This is a genomic window from Geodermatophilus dictyosporus (genome assembly GCF_900115505.1).
GTDB classification, from domain to species: domain Bacteria; phylum Actinomycetota; class Actinomycetes; order Mycobacteriales; family Geodermatophilaceae; genus Geodermatophilus; species Geodermatophilus dictyosporus.
On record NZ_FOWQ01000006.1, the window covers coordinates 198,973 to 216,614 of the forward strand.

17 protein-coding genes are annotated in these 17,642 nt (G+C 75.4%); 11 read left to right on the plus strand and 6 right to left on the minus strand.

The annotated features are described in order from the left end of the window. Positions 1-12: 12 nt before the first annotated feature. From BMZ33_RS15755 to BMZ33_RS15765, 3 genes are read left to right on the plus strand one after another with little or no spacing between them, the layout of a single operon-like run. A complete protein-coding gene (locus BMZ33_RS15755; RefSeq protein ID WP_091112472.1) occupies positions 13-1,467 on the plus strand; it encodes an amidase in 1,455 nt (484 codons plus the stop codon). Between the two features lie 9 nt (positions 1,468-1,476). Then, a complete protein-coding gene (ctaJ, locus tag BMZ33_RS15760; RefSeq protein ID WP_091112475.1) occupies positions 1,477-1,839 on the plus strand; it encodes an aa3-type cytochrome oxidase subunit CtaJ in 363 nt (120 codons plus the stop codon). 51 nt (positions 1,840-1,890) lie between these two features. Then, positions 1,891-2,343, plus strand: a complete 453-nt coding sequence (locus BMZ33_RS15765; protein WP_091112479.1) for a DUF5130 family protein — start codon at positions 1,891-1,893, stop codon at positions 2,341-2,343. A gap of 76 nt (positions 2,344-2,419) precedes the next feature. Here the strand turns inward: BMZ33_RS15765 and pepN are convergent, their stop codons facing one another. Beyond that, a complete protein-coding gene (gene pepN, locus BMZ33_RS15770; protein ID WP_091112483.1) occupies positions 2,420-4,978 on the minus strand; it encodes an aminopeptidase N in 2,559 nt (852 codons plus the stop codon). A 132-nt stretch (positions 4,979-5,110) separates the two neighbouring features. On the opposite strand from pepN, the gene BMZ33_RS15775 reads away from it, so the two are divergent. Together BMZ33_RS15775 and BMZ33_RS15780 are read left to right on the plus strand one after the other, a co-directional pair. Then, positions 5,111-5,773 carry a mycothiol-dependent nitroreductase Rv2466c family protein gene (locus tag BMZ33_RS15775; protein WP_091112487.1) on the plus strand — a complete coding sequence of 221 codons (663 nt, stop codon included), beginning with the start codon at positions 5,111-5,113 and terminating at the stop codon, positions 5,771-5,773. 72 nt (positions 5,774-5,845) lie between these two features. Beyond that, on the plus strand, positions 5,846-6,601 hold the full coding sequence (locus tag BMZ33_RS15780) for an SDR family oxidoreductase (protein WP_091112787.1): 756 nt from the start codon (positions 5,846-5,848) through the stop codon (positions 6,599-6,601). Positions 6,602-6,608: 7 nt separating this feature from the next. On the opposite strand, the gene BMZ33_RS15785 is transcribed toward BMZ33_RS15780, so the two are convergent. Next, on the minus strand, positions 6,609-7,277 hold the full coding sequence (locus BMZ33_RS15785) for a DUF429 domain-containing protein (RefSeq protein WP_091112490.1): 669 nt from the start codon (positions 7,275-7,277) through the stop codon (positions 6,609-6,611). A gap of 26 nt (positions 7,278-7,303) precedes the next feature. Here BMZ33_RS15785 and BMZ33_RS15790 point away from each other — a divergent pair, with 26 nt between their 5' ends. Continuing rightward, on the plus strand, positions 7,304-7,795 hold the full coding sequence (locus tag BMZ33_RS15790; RefSeq protein WP_091112494.1) for a ribose-5-phosphate isomerase: 492 nt from the start codon (positions 7,304-7,306) through the stop codon (positions 7,793-7,795). Positions 7,796-7,855: 60 nt separating this feature from the next. On the opposite strand, the gene BMZ33_RS15795 is transcribed toward BMZ33_RS15790, so the two are convergent. Beyond that, positions 7,856-9,094 (minus strand): GNAT family N-acetyltransferase, encoded by a 1,239-nt coding sequence (locus BMZ33_RS15795; RefSeq protein WP_091112497.1) that lies wholly within the window; start codon positions 9,092-9,094, stop codon positions 7,856-7,858. 183 nt (positions 9,095-9,277) lie between these two features. Here BMZ33_RS15795 and BMZ33_RS15800 point away from each other — a divergent pair, with 183 nt between their 5' ends. From BMZ33_RS15800 to BMZ33_RS15810, 3 genes are all read left to right on the plus strand, one after another. Continuing rightward, the gene (locus BMZ33_RS15800) at positions 9,278-9,583 is read left to right on the plus strand and encodes a MarR family transcriptional regulator (protein ID WP_136697314.1); all 306 of its coding nucleotides are present in this window, start codon (positions 9,278-9,280) and stop codon (positions 9,581-9,583) included. A 166-nt stretch (positions 9,584-9,749) separates the two neighbouring features. After that, positions 9,750-11,378 carry a hypothetical protein gene (locus BMZ33_RS15805; RefSeq protein ID WP_169064406.1) on the plus strand — a complete coding sequence of 543 codons (1,629 nt, stop codon included), beginning with the start codon at positions 9,750-9,752 and terminating at the stop codon, positions 11,376-11,378. 88 nt (positions 11,379-11,466) lie between these two features. Then, positions 11,467-12,471 carry a sigma-70 family RNA polymerase sigma factor gene (locus BMZ33_RS15810; protein ID WP_169064407.1) on the plus strand — a complete coding sequence of 335 codons (1,005 nt, stop codon included), beginning with the start codon at positions 11,467-11,469 and terminating at the stop codon, positions 12,469-12,471. A 48-nt stretch (positions 12,472-12,519) separates the two neighbouring features. On the opposite strand, the gene BMZ33_RS15815 is transcribed toward BMZ33_RS15810, so the two are convergent. The 3 genes from BMZ33_RS15815 to BMZ33_RS15825 form a co-directional block, all read right to left on the minus strand. Next, the gene (locus tag BMZ33_RS15815; protein ID WP_169064408.1) at positions 12,520-14,187 is read right to left on the minus strand and encodes a glycoside hydrolase family 13 protein; all 1,668 of its coding nucleotides are present in this window, start codon (positions 14,185-14,187) and stop codon (positions 12,520-12,522) included. Between the two features lie 415 nt (positions 14,188-14,602). Next, positions 14,603-14,899, minus strand: a complete 297-nt coding sequence (locus tag BMZ33_RS15820) for a hypothetical protein (protein WP_091112510.1) — start codon at positions 14,897-14,899, stop codon at positions 14,603-14,605. A gap of 26 nt (positions 14,900-14,925) precedes the next feature. Continuing rightward, positions 14,926-15,261 (minus strand): YnfA family protein, encoded by a 336-nt coding sequence (locus BMZ33_RS15825; protein ID WP_091112512.1) that lies wholly within the window; start codon positions 15,259-15,261, stop codon positions 14,926-14,928. 131 nt (positions 15,262-15,392) lie between these two features. Here BMZ33_RS15825 and BMZ33_RS15830 point away from each other — a divergent pair, with 131 nt between their 5' ends. Both BMZ33_RS15830 and BMZ33_RS15835 read left to right on the plus strand, forming a co-directional pair. Next, positions 15,393-16,808 (plus strand): FAD-binding oxidoreductase, encoded by a 1,416-nt coding sequence (locus tag BMZ33_RS15830; protein ID WP_091112516.1) that lies wholly within the window; start codon positions 15,393-15,395, stop codon positions 16,806-16,808. A gap of 215 nt (positions 16,809-17,023) precedes the next feature. Continuing rightward, entirely contained in the window at positions 17,024-17,473 is a 450-nt protein-coding gene (locus BMZ33_RS15835; protein ID WP_091112520.1) for a hypothetical protein, read from the plus strand. The last annotated feature ends 169 nt before the right edge of the window (positions 17,474-17,642 follow it).

Here is a 17,642-nt window from a genome sequence, read left to right on the forward strand (position 1 = left end):
GCGTCGCCGCTCGTGACGCAGCTGCACGACCTGACGGCCCTGGAGCAGGCGGCCGCCGTCCGTGCCCGGGAGGTGAGCCCCACCGAGCTGGTGCGGCACGCCCTCGCCCGGGTCGAGGCGCTCGACGCCGGCCTCGGCGCCTTCGTCACCGTCACGCCCGAGCGGGCGCTGGCCGCCGCCGCGGCGGCCGATGCCCGGGTGCTGCGCGGCGGGGAGCTGCCGCCGCTGCTGGGCGTGCCGACCGCGATCAAGGACCTCAACAACACCGCCGGCGTGCGCACCACCTTCGGCTGCCCGGTGTTCGCCGACTTCGTGCCGACGGTCGACGACGCCGTCGTGACCGCGCTGGCCGCCGCCGGGACGATCAGCCTGGGGAAGACCAACACGCCCGAGTTCGGCTTCCCCTGCTACACCGACAACGCCCTCGTCGGCCCGGCCCGCACCCCCTGGGACCCGGCGCGACTGGCCGGCGGCTCCAGCGGCGGCGCGGCGGTGGCGGTCGCGGCCGGCATGGTGCCGTTCGCGCAGGGCAGCGACGGCGGCGGCTCGATCCGCATCCCGGCCAGCGTCAACGGCCTGGTCGGCATCAAGCCGGCCCGCGGCCGGGTGAGCAACGCGCCGCTCGGCGCCGACGTCACCGGGCTCGGCACCAACGGCCCGCTGGCCCGCACCGTGCGCGACGCCGCCGCGGTGCTCGACGCGATGGCCGGCCCGGTGACCGGCGACGCCACCTGGGCGCCCCCGCTGCCGCCGGGGGAGACCTTCCTCGGTTGCGCCGACCGGCCGGTGGGCCGGCTGCGGATCGGCCGCACGGTCGAGTCGCCGATGCCCGACGCCGTCCTCGACCCGGAGGTGGTCGAGGCGCTCGACGACGCCGGCCGGCTGCTCGAGGACCTCGGTCACGAGGTGGTCGACGTCCCTCCCGGCCTGCTCACGCCCGACGTGCTGGCCGCCTTCGAGCGGGTGTGGTCGCTGTCGGGGACGCTGCTGCCGGTGCCCGCCGACCGGGTGCGGGAGCTGCGGCCGCTGACCCGCGAGCTGCGCGGCCGCGGGCTGGCGCTGTCGGCCCGGGCGGCGATGGAGGCGCTCACCGCGCTGCGGCTGTTCGCCCGCCGGTTCATCGCGGCCACCGCGGACTTCGACGTCCTGCTGGCGCCGGTGACGACGATGACGCCGCGGCCGCTGGGCTGGTTCGACGCCGACGGCGACGGCGCCGCGGACTTCGAGCGGCAGAAGCGCTACGCCGCCTTCACCGCCGTCTACAACGTCACCGGGCAGCCGGCCGTGAGCCTGCCGCTGTGGTGGACCGACGGCGGCCTGCCGATCGGCACCATGCTGGTCGGGCGCCCGGCGGACGAGGCCACCCTGATCGCGCTGTCGGCCCGGCTGGAGGAGGCCCGGCCCTGGTCGCGACGCCACCCGCCGCAGTGGGACGCGCACCGATGGACGGGGACCCCGGTTGGGTAGGTTGTCGGCGTGACCGTCGTCGAGACACTGCTCGTCTTCCTCGTCGCGCCGCTGGCCGTCTACGTCCTGCTGTGGGCGCTGACCTACCTGCCCGGCGGGCGCAAGCGGCAGGGCGTCCAGTACAAGCCCGGGCAGTCCTGGGACCACGAGCCGGTCTGGTACGAGCCCCAGCCGGCGAACGCGCCGACCCACGCCGCCGGCGAGGGGGACACCCAGGCCGTCGGCTCCTCGCTGTACGGCGAGACGGCGGCCATCGGCTCCGGTGACGGCGCCGGCCCGGGGCACGGCAGCCACGGCGCCACCGCGATCACGGCCGGCGCCCCCACCCCCGCGAACGTCGGCCCGCTCGGCGGCGCCCGCGGGACCTGGTGACATGACCCGCCCGACCCCCACCCACCTCGCGACCGCCCCCGGAGGCCGTCGATGACCCGCGTCCTGCACGCCGAGCCCCACGACACGGGGACGGTGGACACCGCGCCCAACCGTGCCGACGAGGGCTACGACACCGTCTTCAGCTACCGGGAGCTGGCCCGGCTCGACGAGGCGCTCACGATGTCCTCGCGCGAGACCGGCCTGCGCTTCACGCTCTACATCGGCGACCTGGGCAAGCAGACCCGGCTGCGCGCCGAGGAGCTCCACGCCCGCGGCGGCGACCCGGCCAACTCGGTGCTGCTCGCCGTCTCGCCGGGGCAGCGGGTGATCGAGGTGGTCACCGGCCCGTCGGCCGCCCGTCGGCTGCCCGACCGGGCGTGCGCGCTGGCCGTGCTGTCGATGACGAACTCCTTCGCCTCCGGAGACCTCGTGGGCGGTGTCGTCAACGGCCTGCGGCAGCTCTCCGACCAGGCCGGCCACCCCCGCCTGGCTCGCGACCACTAGCAGAGGACCTCCTGACGAAGGCCGAACGGGAGAGGCCCAGGACCGATCGGGTCCTGGGCCTCTCCCGTTCGACCGTTCAGTCGTCGCTCGCCGCGGCGTCCCGCCGGCGGGCGCGCAGCGCGCGGGCGATGCCGTCACGGCCCTCGGACACCAGCCGGCGCAGCGGCGCCGGGTGCTCGCCGCCCTCGAGCCACGCGTCGGCCGCCTTCAGCGTCCGCTCCTCGACCACCGGCGGGAACAGGTACTGGACGGCGTTCTTGGCGATCTCGCCCGGACGCCGCTCCCACATGGGACCGATCTCGGCGAAGTAGCGGTCGACGTAGCCGGCGGTGAGCTCGCGCTGCGCCGGGTGCCAGAAGCCGGCGACGAGCGCCTCGTGGACGGCGTTCGGGATCTCCTTGTCGTGGAAGGCGTGCTGCCACGCCTCCTCCTTGGCCTCCGCCGTCGGCCGCAGCGCCCGTGCGGTCGCCGCGCGGCGGGCCCCGGTCGCGGTGGCGTCCCGCTCGACCTCGGCGTCGATCTCGGCGTCGCCGGCCGCGCCGACCGCGACCAGGCCGTTGAGGAACGCCCAGCGCGCGTCGGCGTCGACCGCCAGCCCCTCGTAGGTCCGCGAGCCGTCGAGCAGGCCGCGCAGCACCGCGGCGTGCTCCTCGGTGCGGGCGGCCGCGGCCAGCGTCCGCGACCACTGCAGCTGCTCGTCGCTGCGCGGCGCGGCCGCCGCGAGCGCCTGCAGCGCCTTGTCCGCCAGCGCCGCCCAGCCCGACCCGTCGGCCCACGCCGGGTCGGCGTAGGAGGTCAGCGCCGACTGCACCCGCGCCAGCAGCGACTGCACCACGCTGATCTCGGTCTCGGCGTCGATGCCGGCCAGCACCAGCCGTACCCACTCGCGGGCGGGCAGCTCCGCGTCGCGCGTCATGTCCCACGCCGCCGCCCAGCACAGCGCCCGCGGCAGCGAGTCGGGGACGGTGCCGATCGCCTCCCGCAGCGTGGCCAGCGACCGCTCGTCGAGGCGCAGCTTGGCGTAGGTCAGGTCGTCGTCGTTGACCAGCACCAGGTCGGCCGCCGGGTGGCCGACCAGCTCGGCGACCTCGGTCCGCGCGCCCTCGACGTCCAGCTCCACCCGGGTGGTGCGGGTCAGCCCGTCCGGCCCGCGGTCGTAGAGGCCGACGGCGAGGCGGTGGCGGCGCAGCACCGGGTGCTCGGGGACGGCGGTCTGCTCGATGGCGAAGGAGGCGTAGCGGCCGTCCTCGGTGAGCTCGTACACCGGGCGCAGCGTGTTCACCTGGCTGGTCTGCAGCCACTGCGCCGACCACTCGCTCAGGTCGCGGCCGGTGGCCTCCGACAGCGGGTCGAGCAGGTCGGCCAGCGTGGTGTTGCCGTACTCGTGGGTGCGGAAGTAGCGGCGGATGCCGGCGAGGAACTCCTCCCGGCCGACGTAGGCCACCAGCTGCTTGAGCACCGAGGCGCCCTTGGCGTAGGTGATGCCGTCGAAGTTCACCTCGACCGCGGCGACGTCGACCATGTCCGCGGCGATCGGGTGGGTGGAGGACAGCTGGTCCTGCGCGTAGGCCCACGCCTTCTCGGCGTTGGCGAAGGTGGTCCAGGCGGTCGTGTACTCGGTGGCCTCGGCCTGGCACAGGGTGGAGATGTACGTGGCGAAGGACTCGTTGAGCCACAGGTCGTCCCACCAGCGCATGGTCACCAGGTCGCCGAACCACATGTGCGCCAGCTCGTGCAGCACCGTCTCGGCCCGGCGCTCGTAGCGCGCGCGGCTGGTGCGCGAGCGGAAGACGTAGTCCTCCAGCACGGTGACCGCACCGGCGTTCTCCATGGCGCCGGCGTTGAACTCCGGCACGAACAGCTGGTCGTACTTGTCGAACGGGTACGGGTAGTCGAAGACCCGGTGGTAGAACTCGAAGCCCTGCTTGGTGACCCGGAACAGCTCCTCGGGGTCGAGGTGCTGGGCCAGCGAGGCACGGCAGTACAGCCCCAGCGGGATGCCCTCGTAGACGTCGGTGACCCGGGCGTAGGGCCCGGCGACCAGCGCGACCAGGTAGGTCGACAGCCGCTTGGTGGGCTCGAAGTGCACCAGCTGCGAGCCGCCCGGCCCGGCCTCGATGGTGCGGCCGCCGGTGTTGGAGACGACCTGCCAGTCGAACGGCGCGACGACGTGGACGGTGTAGCTGCCCTTGAGGTCGGGCTGGTCGAAGCAGGCGAACATCCGCTTGGCCTCGGCCGGCTCGAAGTGCGAGTAGAGGTAGACCTGCCCGTCCTCGGGGTCCTCGAAGCGGTGCAGGCCCTCCCCGGAGTTCGAGTACCGGCAGTCGGCGACCACCTCGAGCTCGTTGTCGGCGGCGAGGTCGGGCAGCGGCAGGCCGCCCTCCTCGGTGTAGGTGGCGACGTCGAGCGCGGTCCCGTTGAGCGTGGCCGAGTGCACCCGCTCGGCGACCAGGTCGATGAAGGAGCTGACACCCGGCTCGCTGCAGGTGAAGCGCACCGTCGTCGTCGAGCCGAAGGTGTCCCGCCCCGGGTGGCCGGAGCCGTCGGTGAGGTCGAGGTGGAGGTCGTAGCTGTCGACGGCCATCAGCCGTGCGCGGGCGGCGGCGTCGTCGCGGGTCAGGTTGGGTACGGCCACGCCCGGCAGCTTCCCACGGACTGCCGACACGCCCGGCGGCACGGGGAACAACCCCCCGGCCGGGGCACTTGGCAGCCAGCAGCGGTCCGGGCACGTCCTGCGCCCGGACGACGACGAGAGCGAGAGTGAGCGATGACTGAGGCAGTGCAGAGCGCCCCCACGAAGGCACGGGTGGACTTCTGGTTCGACCCGCTGTGCCCGTGGGCGTGGCTGACCAGCCGCTGGGTCCTCGAGGCAGCGAAGGTGCGCGACATCGACCTGCACTGGCACGTCATGTCGCTGGCGGTGCTCAACCGCGGCCGCGACCTGCCGCCGGACTACCAGCAGATGATGGAGCAGGCGTGGGGCCCGGTCCGGGTCGCGATCGCCGCCGCCGAGAAGCACGGCGATGAGGTCCTCGGCGACCTCTACACGGCCATGGGCACGCTGCGCCACCACGAGGGCAGGGAGCTCGACGAGATCGTCGCGCCGGCGCTGGAGCGCGTCGGCCTGCCCGCCGAGCTGGCCGGGGCGGCGACGTCGACCGAGTACGACGAGGCGCTGGAGAAGAGCCACCACGCCGGCATGGACCCCGTCGGTGACGACGTCGGCACGCCCGTCGTGCACATCGACGGCGTGGCCTTCTTCGGCCCGGTGATCAGCAAGGTGCCCACGGGCGAGGACGCCGGCAAGGCCTTCGACGGCGCCGTCCTGCTGGCCAACCTCCCCGACTTCTGGGAGCTCAAGCGGACCCGCACCTCCGGACCGGAGATGGACTCGGTGCCCGCCGACGCGCTGCAGCTCACCCGCCGCTAGTCCCTCCCGTGCACTCCCGCGGATCTGCACCGTGCAGATCCGCGGGAGTGCACGGCTGGCATGCTGCCGGGCGTGCCGCGACCCGTCCGCCAGCGCATCCTGATCACCGGTGCGAGCTCCGGCCTCGGCGCCGGGATGGCCCGCCGCTTCGCCGCGCAGGGCCGCGACCTCGCCCTCGTCGCCCGGCGCACGCACCTGCTCGACCAGCTGCGCGACGAGCTGCTGGCCGCCCACCCCGCGATCCGGGTGGTCACCGCCGCGATGGACGTCGACGACCCGGCCGCGGTGGCCGGCGGGGTGCCCGCGCTGGCCGCCGAGCTGGGCGGCATCGACCGGTTCGTCGCCAACGCCGGCATCGGCAACGGGAGGTCGGTGGGCACCGGCGGCGCCGCGGTGAACCGGGCGATCCTGGCCACCAACGTGCTCGGCACCCACGCGCAGTGCGAGGCCGCCGTGCAGCTGTTCCGCACGCAGGGCTCCGGCCACCTCGTCGTCGTCAGCTCGGTGGCCTCGATCCGCGGGATGCAGGGCTCGCGCACCGCCTACGGCGCCAGCAAGGCCGCGCTCAACGCGCTCGCCGAGGGCATCCGCGCCGACCTGCTCGGCACCGGCATCCGGGTCACGACGGTGCTGCCCGGCTACATCGAGACCGACATCAACGCCGGCCGCCGCGGCCCGTTCACCGTCGACCTCGACACCGGCGTCGACGCGCTGGTCGCCGCGGTCGAGCGCGAGCCGGTCCGCGCCTACGTGCCCGAGTGGCCCTGGCGACCGGTGTCGGCCCTGCTGCGCGTGCTGCCCCTCCCGGTGCTCCGCCGGCTCGCCTGAACGGCCGTCACCAGCAGATGCGCACGGGGCGGCCGCGGGCGTCGCGGGACCCGTCGCCCACGCACTCGGCCACACCGTCGGCGATCCGCCGCGCTGACCACGCCGCCGCGCACGCGTCGAGCGCGTCCACGGCCGGCACGCGTGGCGGGGCGTCGAGCAGTGCGGCGTCGACGTCCATGACCGGGCGAAGCGCCGCCAGTCGCTGCGCCAGCCCGCGGGCAGTCACCTTCGGGTCGGTGACGCCCCCGAGGCCACGGCGGAACGCCAGCTCGGGGTGGACCTCGACGACGCGCTCGACCGGTGGTTCGCCCAGCGCGTCGTCGAGCGCGCGGATCGCGCGCACCAGCTGGAACGCCTGCGCCGACAGCGATGTCCCGCCGGTGGCCGAGATCGAGAGCCGCCGCGCCGCGGCGTAGTCGTCGGTGGCGAGCACAGCCCGGACGGGCGCGGCGAAGACCGAGCTGCCCGCCTTCCCCAGGAGGGCCTTGGCGCGTTGATCACAGACACGGGGGCCGTCGTCCGAGAGGCCGATCGGCATGTCGATGCCGACCACCTCGACGTCCGGGACGGCGAGCACGGCGGGGACGTCAGCGAGGTCGAGGAACCGGACCGAGCGCCCCTGCAGGAGGGCCCCGACCCACCGGCCGCGCCAGCCGTCGACCCCCAGCACCGCCACCGTCGCAGCCTGTCAGACTCGCCGCCATGCGCGTCTTCGTCGGGACCGACCACGCCGGCCTGGAGTTCAAGGAGCACCTCAAGCAGGCCCTGGCCGAGGCCGGGCACGAGCCGGTCGACTGCGGCGCGTTCGACTACGACGCCCAGGACGACTACCCGCCGTTCTGCTTCGAGGTCGGCGAGCGGGTCGTCGTCGAGCCCGGCAGCCTCGGCGTCGTCATCGGCGGGTCGGGCAACGGCGAGCAGATCGCGGCCAACAAGGTGCCCGGCGTGCGCGCGGCGCTGGTGTGGAACCGCGAGACCGCCGAGCTCGCCCGCGGACACAACGACGCCAACGTGTGCGCGATCGGCGCCCGGCAGCACCCGGTCGAGGAGGCCACCGAGCTGGTGCTGCACTTCCTCGCCTCGCCGTGGAGCGGCGACGAGCGGCACGCCCGACGGATCGGCCTCGTCCACGACTACGAGCAGAACCGGCACCGCCCGGCCGGCGGCCTCCCGACCCGAGGTGACGTGGTGTGAGGCCCCGCTGCAGGGGCCCGCGCCGAGCGGCAGCGAGGCGTGGGGGGCAGCGGGGTCCTTCTAGAAGGTGTCCGGGCACCAGGGGCTGACCGGCCAGGACAGCGCGGTGGCGGCCAGCGTCACCGCCCCCGGGCTGACCTCGGCCACCCGCCCGGCGGCCTGCAGCGTGGCCAGCGAGACCCCGCCGAGGTAGGCCGCGGCGAGCGCGTCGGCGTCGACGACCAGGTCGGGATCGAGGTCGGTCCGGCCGCAGTAGCCGCCGGCGGGGTGGCCGGCCCACCGCCAGCGCCCCTCGTTCCAGGGGCAGAACGGGTCGCGCACCTCGACCACCAGGTCGACCGGGGCGGGGTAGCGGCGGGCGGCCAGCGCGCGGTCGACGTCGACCAGCCGCAGCCACAGCCCGTCGGTGGGCCGGGCGTGCAGCGCCCGCGGGTCGGCCAGCAGGTGGCGCAGCGGCTCGTCGGCGGCGCCCTGCGGGTACTCCAGCGTGCGGACCAGGTCGAGGTCGAGCAGGTAGCGCCACAGCGCCGCGTAGGCCGGGGTGCCGCGGCCGCGGACCTCGTCGACGAGCAGGGTGCCGTCGGGGTCGCCGTCGTCGAGGTCGCGGGCGCGCACCCGGAAGGCGGCGTAGCCGGTGACCTCGCCGTCGGCCTCCGTGTGCAGGACGAACCGGCGGGGGGTGGCGCCCCGGCGCTGGTCGGGCGGGTCACGGAGGATGCGCTCCCACCAGCGCTCGTCGCGCTCGAGCTGCCCGGGCACCCAGCGGCGCAGCGCCTCGTGCACCCGCGGTGCGGCGGCGCGGAACCCGTCGAGGTCGACCGGCGTGACCGTGCCGGTGCCGAGGTCCACGCCGGGCCGGAAGGCCATCCGCTGGGTGGGGCCGGTCAGGCTCCCGCGCACCGCCGCGGGCGCGTAGCCGAACCGCCCGTAGATGCCGCCCTCGGCCGCCCACAGCGCGGCCACCGGCTCGCGCTGCTGCTCGTGCAGCTCGGTGAGCTGGCGGCGCATGATCGCGGTGAGCACGCCGCGGCGGCGGTGGGTGGGGGAGACGGTCACCCAGGTGACGCCCGCGCAGGGCACGACGGCGCCGGGCGCGGTGAGCGTGCGGCTGTAGACGCCCGACGTCGCCGCCACCCGGTCGCCGTCCCACAGGGTCAGCGTGCGGTCGAGCTCGGCCGTGGCCGGCGGCGCCTCGACGAACGACCCGGTCGCCTCCTCGCCGAAGACGTCGAGCATCGAGCGGGCGAAGGCCGGCCACTCGTCGGCGGTGACGGGTCGCAGGGCGGCGGGGTCGGTCACCCCTGCTGTCTACCGGGCGGCCCGCGAGGCCCGCGACCGCGTTCCGTCGGCGGCCGGTGCCACGCTGCGCGGCGTGCAGGAGCTGCGGCCGGTCGGGTGGTGGGTCAGGCGGCTCGACGAGCTGCTCGAGGAGGGGCTCGACGCCGTCGTCGCCGCCGAGGACTCACCCGGCGGCACTGGCAGGTGCTGCAGTCGGCCGTCGACGGGCCGGTCGAGCGGACCGCGCTGCACGCCGCACTCGCCTCCTTCGCCGGGCCGGCGGAGGTCGACGGCGTCGTCGCCGACCTGGCCGGGCGGGGCTGGCTGCGCACCGACGGCGGACCGCTGTCGGCCACGGACGAGGGCCGGGCGGCGCACGCGCGGCTCGCCGCGGCGGTCGGCGCGTTCCGGCGCGCGGTGGCCGACGGGCTCACCGAGGAGGAGTACGCGCGCACGGTCGCCGGCCTGGCGCGGATGGTGGCCGACCTGGAGCGGGCGCTGGGCCGCTGACCTCCTCGACGGCGACGGCGACGGCGACGGCGACGGCGACGGCGACGGCGACGGCGTCGGTAGTGTGCCCTGGGAGCCGAGCGTGCCGACGGCGTCGCGCCCTCGCGCGGCCGCGTGCCCGGCGGACGGAGGTCCCCGCGTGCGACGTCGGACCGCACCCCTCGCCGTGAGCGCGCTGCTGCTGGCGGCCGGCTGCACCTCGTCGGCCGGCAGCGACGGGTCCGGGAGCGGCGACGGGTCGGCCGCCGTGGCCGCCTCCGCCCCCGACCAGCGGCTCACCGTGGTCGCCGACGCCGAGCCGGCCGCCGCCGCGGTGAGCACCAGCCGGGCGCTGTTCGACGAGGCCGGTGTCGTGGTGGTCGCTCCCGACGGCGATCCTGCCGCCACGCTGCTGGGCGCCTCCGCCGCGGTCGGCCTGGGCGTCCCGCTGCTGCTCGACCCCGAGGGCGCGGGCGGGGACGAGACGGTCGCCGCCGAGCTCGACCGCCTCGGCGCCGGCACCGTGCTCGCCGTCGGCGGCGATGCTGCGCCCGGCGGGGGCGACCGCGACGTGGTGACCGTCCCGGCCACCGCCGAGGCCGTCGGGGCCGCCACCGGCCTGGACCTCGCCGAGGCCGACCCGGTGCCGGCCGACGGCGGGGCGGCCGCCGTCGCGGGGCTCGACCCCGACGCGCCCGCCGCGCTGGTCCCCGAGGACGGCGTGGGCGGGGGCGGGGGCGAGGCGTCCGGCGAGCTGCCGGAGGTGACCCGCGCCGAGCCGCTGGAGGACACCGTCGTGCTGGCCGCCGGCACGCCGGAGTCGCTGGCCGGCGTGGCGACCGCCCGGGCGGCCGGCGCGCAGGTGCAGCTCACCGGCGGGGCGACCGACCCGCGCGCCTCCGCCGACGTCGTCGACCTCGTGGCGCAGGACCCCGCCGGCTCGGTCGTGGCCCTGGGCGCGGGCTTCGGCGCCGAGGAGGGCCTGGACTGGAAGCTCGAGACGGCCGCCACCGGGGCGCAGCTGCCCGGCGGCGGGCAGCTGCTCTTCCCGCAGCACTTCATGGTCGCCCTCTACGGTCACCCGGGCACCGGGTCGCTGGGCGTGCTCGGCGAGCAGGACGTCGACGCCAGCGTGCAGCGCGCCCGCGACCACGCCGCGCCGTACGAGGCGCTGGTGCCCGACGCCACCGTGGTCCCGGCCTTCGAGATCATCGCCACGGTCGCCTCGCAGTTCCCGACCGACGAGGGCGACTACTCCTACGAGGCGCCGGTCGAGCAGCTGCGCCCGTGGGTGGAGGCGGCAGGGCAGGCCGGCCTCTACGTCGTCCTGGACCTGCAGCCCGGCCGCACCGACTTCGTCACGCAGGCCGAGCGCTACCGCGAGCTGCTCGTGCTGCCGCACGTCGGCCTGGCCCTCGACCCCGAGTGGCGGCTCGCCCCGGACCAGGTGCACCTGACCCAGATCGGCTCCGTGCCGGTCGAGGAGGTCAACCGGGTGGTCACCTGGCTGGCCGACCTGACGCGGGAGAACCGGCTGCCGCAGAAGCTGCTGGTGCTGCACCAGTTCCGGGTGGACATGATCCCCGGCCGCGAGCAGGTCGACGTCTCCCGCGACGAGCTGTCGGTGATGGTGCACGCCGACGGCCAGGGTCCCCAGGGCAGCAAGCAGGAGACCTGGCGGGTGCTGCGCGGGATCGGCCCGGAGGGCCTGACCTGGGGCTGGAAGAACTTCTACGACGAGGACCAGCCGATGCTGACCCCCGAGGAGACGGTCGCGCAGGTCTCGCCGCGACCCCAGCTGATCAGCTACCAGTAGGCACTCTCGCGGGGGTCCCGTTCCGTCCCTGGTCCGTGGTGGACTACCGCGGCCGACGGGGATGGCGACGAGGAGAGGTGGTCCCGAGGTGACCAGCGTGCTGACCGGGGTGTCCGGCGAGATCGACCCGCGGTTGCTCGAGCACCGGCGCGAGCTGACCGGCTACTGCTACCGGATGCTCGGGTCGTCGTTCGACGCCGACGACGCGGTGCAGGAGACGATGGTCCGCGCCTGGCGCAGCCTGGCCGACTTCGAGGGCCGCTCCTCGCTGCGCTCGTGGCTGTACCGGATCGCCACCAACGTCTGCCTCGACCAGCTCTCCGGCCGCCAGCGCCGGGCGCTGCCCATGGATCTCTCCGGCCAGTCGTGGTCGCCGGTGGAGGCCTCGCTCGCGGCCACCCGGCCGGCCGAGGCCTGGGTGGAGCCGGTGCTCGACCGGCAGGTCCTGCCCGAGGACGGCGACCCCGCCGAGCGGGCGGTGGCGAAGGAGTCGGTGCGGCTGGCCTTCGTCGCGGCCCTGCAGCACCTGCCGCCGCGCCAGCGGGCGGTGCTGCTGCTGCGCGACGTGCTGCGCTGGCGGGCCGACGAGGTGGCCACCCTGCTGGAGAGCACCGTCGCCTCGGTCAACAGCGCGCTGCAGCGGGCGCGGGCGACGCTGGCCGGCCTGGGCGGCACGCCTGAGCCGCGGCCGCTGGACGCCGACAGCCGGGACCTGCTCGAGCGCTACCTCGACGCGTTCGAGCGCTACGACATCGACGCGTTCGTCGCGCTGCTGCACGAGGACGCCACCCAGCACATGCCGCCGTTCGAGATGTGGCTGGGCGGCGCCGCCGACATCGGCACCTGGATGCTCGGCCCGGGCAGCGCGTGCCGGGGGTCCCGTCTATTGCAGACCGAGGCCAACGGCTGCCCCGCCTTCGCGCAGTACCGGCCGGTCCAGGCCGGCGGTCACGAGCCGTGGGCGCTGCACGTGCTGGAGATCGAGGACGGCCGCATCCGGCACATCACCAGCTTCCTCGACCTCGACACCGGGCTGTTCGCCCGGCTGGGCCTGCCCGCGGCACTCGGGCCGCAGACCGAGCCCGCCGGCTGAGCGGACGCACCGGGGCCGGGGAGCACCCGCTCCCCGGCCCCGGTGTCGTCACGGCTGGGTGCGGCGGAGCCAGACGGTGGTGTCCGGCGGGAGCTGCCCGCCGGTCAGGGGGCCGCTGGCCAGCAGCACCTCGCCCTCGGGCAGCGCGACGGGCGCGTCGCCGAAGTTGGTGAGGCTCTCCCACCCGGTCGCGCGGCGCAGGTGCAGCAGGTGGGTGCGGGCCACCGGACCGGCGTCGACCCACTGCAGCGACTCGTCGGCCTGCAGCTCCCGGCGCAGCGCCAGCGCCGACCGGTAGAGCTCCAGCGTCGAGCCCTCCACGCCGTCCTGGGCCTCGGCCGACAGCGCGCCGAACGACGCCGGCTGCGGCAGCCACGCGCCGCCGTCCCCGAAGCCGAACGAGCTGCCCTCGCGGGTCCACGGCAGCGGCACCCGGCAGCCGTCGCGGCCCTTCTGCGCGTGCCCGGTGCGCTCCCAGATCGGGTCCTGCAGCGCCTCGGCCGGCAGGTCGGCGACCTCGGGCAGGCCGAGCTCCTCGCCCTGGTACAGGTAGGCCGAGCCGGGCAGCGCCAGCATCAGCAGCGTCGCCGCGCGGGCACGGCGCAGGCCTTGCCCGGCGTCCGGCGCGGGCTCCGCGCCGTCGGCGAGCAGCCAGGCGTCGAGGTCGGCGCCGGAGGGGAGCGCGTAGCGCGAGGCGTGCCGGACGACGTCGTGGTTGGACAGCACCCAGGTGGCCGACGCACCGGCGACCGCGGCCGCCGACAGCGCGGCGTCGATCTCCACGCGGAACTGCTCGGCCGACCACGGCTGCACCAGCAGCTCGAAGTTGAACGCCTGGCCGAGCTCGTCGGGCCGGGCATAGAGCACCCGGCGGCTGGTGGTCACCCACGCCTCGGCGACGGCCGACCGCGGCGGGTCGTAGGTGTCGAGCACCTTGCGCCACTCGCGGAAGATCTCGTGCACCTCCTCGCGGTCGAACAGCGGGTGGCTGCCGTCGAGGGGCAACTGGGTCATGGCGTCGGGGTGCACGCCGCCGTAGTCCCGCAGCGGCTCGGAGAGGTCCTTGGCCAGCGCGTGGGCGACGTCGACCCGGAAGCCGTCGACACCGCGGTCGGACCAGAACCGCAGGGTGGCGAGGAAGTCCTCGCGGACCTCCTGGTTGTCCCAGTTGAAGTCGGGCTGCTCGCGGGCGAACAGGTGCAGGTACCACTGGCCGTCGGGCACACGGGTCCAGGCCGGGCCGCCGAAGTGGCTCATCCAGTCCGAGGGCGGCTGGCTGCCGTCGGGGCCCCGGCCGTCGCGGAAGACGTAGCGGTCGCGGGCGGGGGAGCCCGGCTCGGCGGCGAGCGCCTCCCGGAACCAGGCGTGCCGGTCCGAGCTGTGGTTCGGGACGACGTCGACGACGACCTTCATGCCGAGCTCGTGCGCCTGGGCGATCATCGTGTCGGCGTCGTCGAGGGTGCCCAGCCGCGGGTCGACGTCGCGGTAGTCGTCGACGTCGTAGCCGCCGTCGGCCAGCGCCGAGGGGTAGAAGGGGCTCAGCCAGACGGCGTCCACGCCGAGCTGCTGCAGGTACGGCAGCCGGGAGGTCACGCCGGGCAGGTCGCCGAGGCCGTCGCCGTTCGCGTCGGCGAAGCTGCGCGGGTAGACCTGGTAGACGACGGCCTGGCGCCACCAGTCCGCGTCGGCGGTCCGGTTCGGGGCAGGGGAGTTCACGGGCACGGGTCTCCTGGGGAGTGGTCGCGGGGAGGAGCGGGTCTGTGCGTCGGCGCACCGGGGCGGCTGCGGTGCCGGCCGACGGGCTCCGGGCGGGGCGACGGTGCCCGGCCGGGAGCCCTCCATGGTAGGAGCCGCGGGCCCGCCCCCGCTCGGCGATCCACGGTCGTGTCCCGCACCGTGTCGCAGGGGGGTCTCGCCCGCCACGGCTCGGTGGCCGGCGAGCCCCCGACGCTGTCGCACACCGACGACCCGCGCACGGTCGCCCGCGTCCGGCTGAACGGCGTCGAGGAGGGGCGGCAACAACGCCCTGGACGGGGACGCTGGAGGTGGCGATGACCGACGGCGACCCCGTCGAGCTCTACCGGACGTTCGTCACGGTCCTGTGCTCGCCCGCGCCGTCGCCGAGTGAGGCTCAAGGCCGCGGGTTGGTGCGCGTCCAGCCGCGGTCGTCGCGGCGGGCGCCCATCCCGGCCCGGCAGCGCCGGCAGACGTCGGCCACCTCCTCGGCGTGCCGGCCCGACTCCGGCTGGACGTCGGCCCAGCTGACGTGCGGGAACCGGGCGAGGCGCGAGCGGGACAGCGACAGCCCGCAGACCGTCTCGTTGCGCCCGCGCTCCCACGCGTGGACCTCGCCGGAGGGGTAGCGGACGCCGTCGTCGGGGTCGACCCACTGACCGCCGGCCGCGACGGCCGCGCTGCGCATCGCCATGGCGTCCCGGTACCCATCCCGGGCGGCTACGCCGGGCGCGGCGCGTACATGATGACGGCGACGCCGGCGAGGCAGACCAGCGCGCCGATCACGTCGTAGCGGTCGGGCCGGAACCCGTCGGCGACCACGCCCCACGCCAGGCTGCCCGCGACGAAGACGCCGCCGTAGGCGGCGAGGATGCGCCCGAAGTGCGCGTCGGGCTGCAGCGTCGCGACGAACCCGTAGGCGCCCAGCACGACGACGCCCAGCCCGATCCACGGCCAGCCCCGGTGCTCCCGGACCCCCTGCCAGATCAGCCAGGCGCCGCCGATCTCGGCGAGCGCGGCCAGGACGAACAGCACGACGGAGCGGACGACGGCCATGCGCGGCAGCCTGCCAGCGGCCGGCGCGGTGCACGCGTGCGCCAGTCGGGGCTTACGGCCCTGTGCGCGCCACCGGCACCGCTGCCAGGGTGCCCGTGCCGAGGGCAGGGAGCCCGCGCGGAGGAGGCACCATGGCGATCACCGAGACCGGTCGGCCCGGACCCGTGCGGGACGAGGCCCTGACGGCGCTCGCCGCCGACCTGCACGGGCCCCTGCTCCGCCCGCACGACGACGGCTACGACCCGGCGCGGCGGGTGTGGAACGGCAACGTCGACCGCCGTCCGGCTGCGATCGCCCGCTGCCTCGACGCCGCCGACGTGCAGCGCGCCGTCGTCTTCGCCCGGGACGAGGGTCTGCTGCTCTCCGTGCGCGGCGGCGGCCACAGCGCCCCCGGCTACGGCACCAACGACGGCGGCCTGGTGATCGACCTGTCGCTGCTCAAGGCGGTCACGGTCGACGCCGACGCGCGCACCGCGCAGGTCGGCGGCGGCGTCCTGTGGCGCGAGCTGGACGAGGCGACGCAGCGGGTGGGCCTGGCCACCACCGGGGGCACGGTCTCCAACACCGGGGTCGCCGGGCTGACCCTCGGTGGCGGCCTGGGCTGGCTCATGGGCAAGCACGGCCTGGCGGTCGACAACCTGCTGTCGGCCGAGGTGGTCACCGCCGACGGCGAGCTGCACACGGTGGACGCGGAGCGCGAGCCCGACCTGTTCTGGGCGCTGCGCGGCGGCGGCGGCAACTTCGGCGTCGTCCCGTCGCTGCGCTACCGCCTGCACCCGGTCACCGAGGTGCTCGGCGGCATGGTCGTGCACCCGCTCGAGCGGGCCGCCGAGGTGCTCCGCTTCTACCGCGACTTCTGCCCCACGCTGCCCGACGAGGCCGAGGCCTACTGCGCGCTGCTCACCGACCCGCAGGCCGGGGTCCCCGTGATCGCCCTGCTGCTCGGCTACAACGGTCCGCTCGACGAGGGCGAGCGGGTGCTGCGGCCGGCCCGGGAGTTCGGCCCGCCGCTGGCCGACCTGGTGGCGCCCATGCCCTACGTGGCGCGCCAGTCGATGCTCGACGAGCCCAACGCCGTCCACGGGCTGCACCGCTACTGGCGCTCGGCGTTCACCGAGCAGCTGGACGACGGCCTGATCGACGCCGTCACCGCGGCCGCCGCCGGCTCCACCTCACCGCTGAGCGCCGTCATCTTCTTCTACGTGCACGGTGCGGCCACCCGCGTGGCGCCGGAGGACACGGCGTTCGCCGCCCGCCGTGCGCAGTGGGACGTCGACGTCATCGCGCAGTGGACCGAGGCCGGGGAGTCCGAGCGGCACACCGACTGGCTGCGCTCGAGCTGGGCGGCGGCCGAACCGCACATGGACGGCAGCGCCTACGTCAACCACCTGGCCACCGACGACGCACCGGAGAAGGTGCGCGCCTCCTTCGGCACGAACCTCGACCGGCTCCGGCTCCTCAAGGCCCGCCACGACCCGACCAACCTGTTCCGGCTGAACCCGAACATCGCACCGCTGACACCGCAGCCCCGCCGGTCCGCCGACTAGGCACGACGTCCGGCAGGCCGCCATCCCGCCCCCCGGGACGCGTTACTGCCGCGACGGGTGGAGCGGCCGGTGCGGGGTGGACGAGGACACGCGACGGCAGGACACGTGAAGCGGTCGGTACCGGAACGACGTGCATACGTTTCCCCGGTCATGCCAGCGGCGGATGACCCGCCACCACCCCAGGACGTGTTGTGACTGCTCAGCTGACTGCGCCCGTGAAGCTCTGCCCCCACTGCAGTGCGCAGGCCCAGACCGTGGACAAGAAGTGCCCGCACTGCGGCAAGAAGTACAAGAAGGGGAGCACCGCTCTCAAGATCCTCCTCGGGCTCGCGGTGCTGATGATCGTCGTCATCGGCGGCTGCACGGCCCTCCTCGGCGCCGGCATCAACGAGGCGGTCGAGCAGCTGAACGAGGAGCAGGCCGCCAGCGCCATCTCCCAGGAGACGTTCGACGCCATCCAGATCGGGGCCACCCGGGCCGACGTCGACGCCGCCGTGGCGCCCGCGGTCCCCCAGGACACCCAGGAGTTCGCCCAGGAGGGCGTGCTCGACGCCGCCGACGTCAACCAGTCCTGTATCTACTTCAACCGCCAGGGCGGCGAGTTCGGCGACATCTTCCAGTTCTGCTTCGACAACGACGTGCTGACGACGAAGAACTCGTACTGACGCACCGCGGGGGGAGCGGGCGGACGACGCCCGCTCCCCCCGCGAGCCGCGTGGGGGACGCGGGAGCGGAGGAACGCGAGCGCCTCCCGTGGCGCCGGGCCCGTGTCCGCTGCGATCGACGTCACAGCCGGGCGGCCGATAGGACGGTGCACCACTCCCGTCGCCGCGT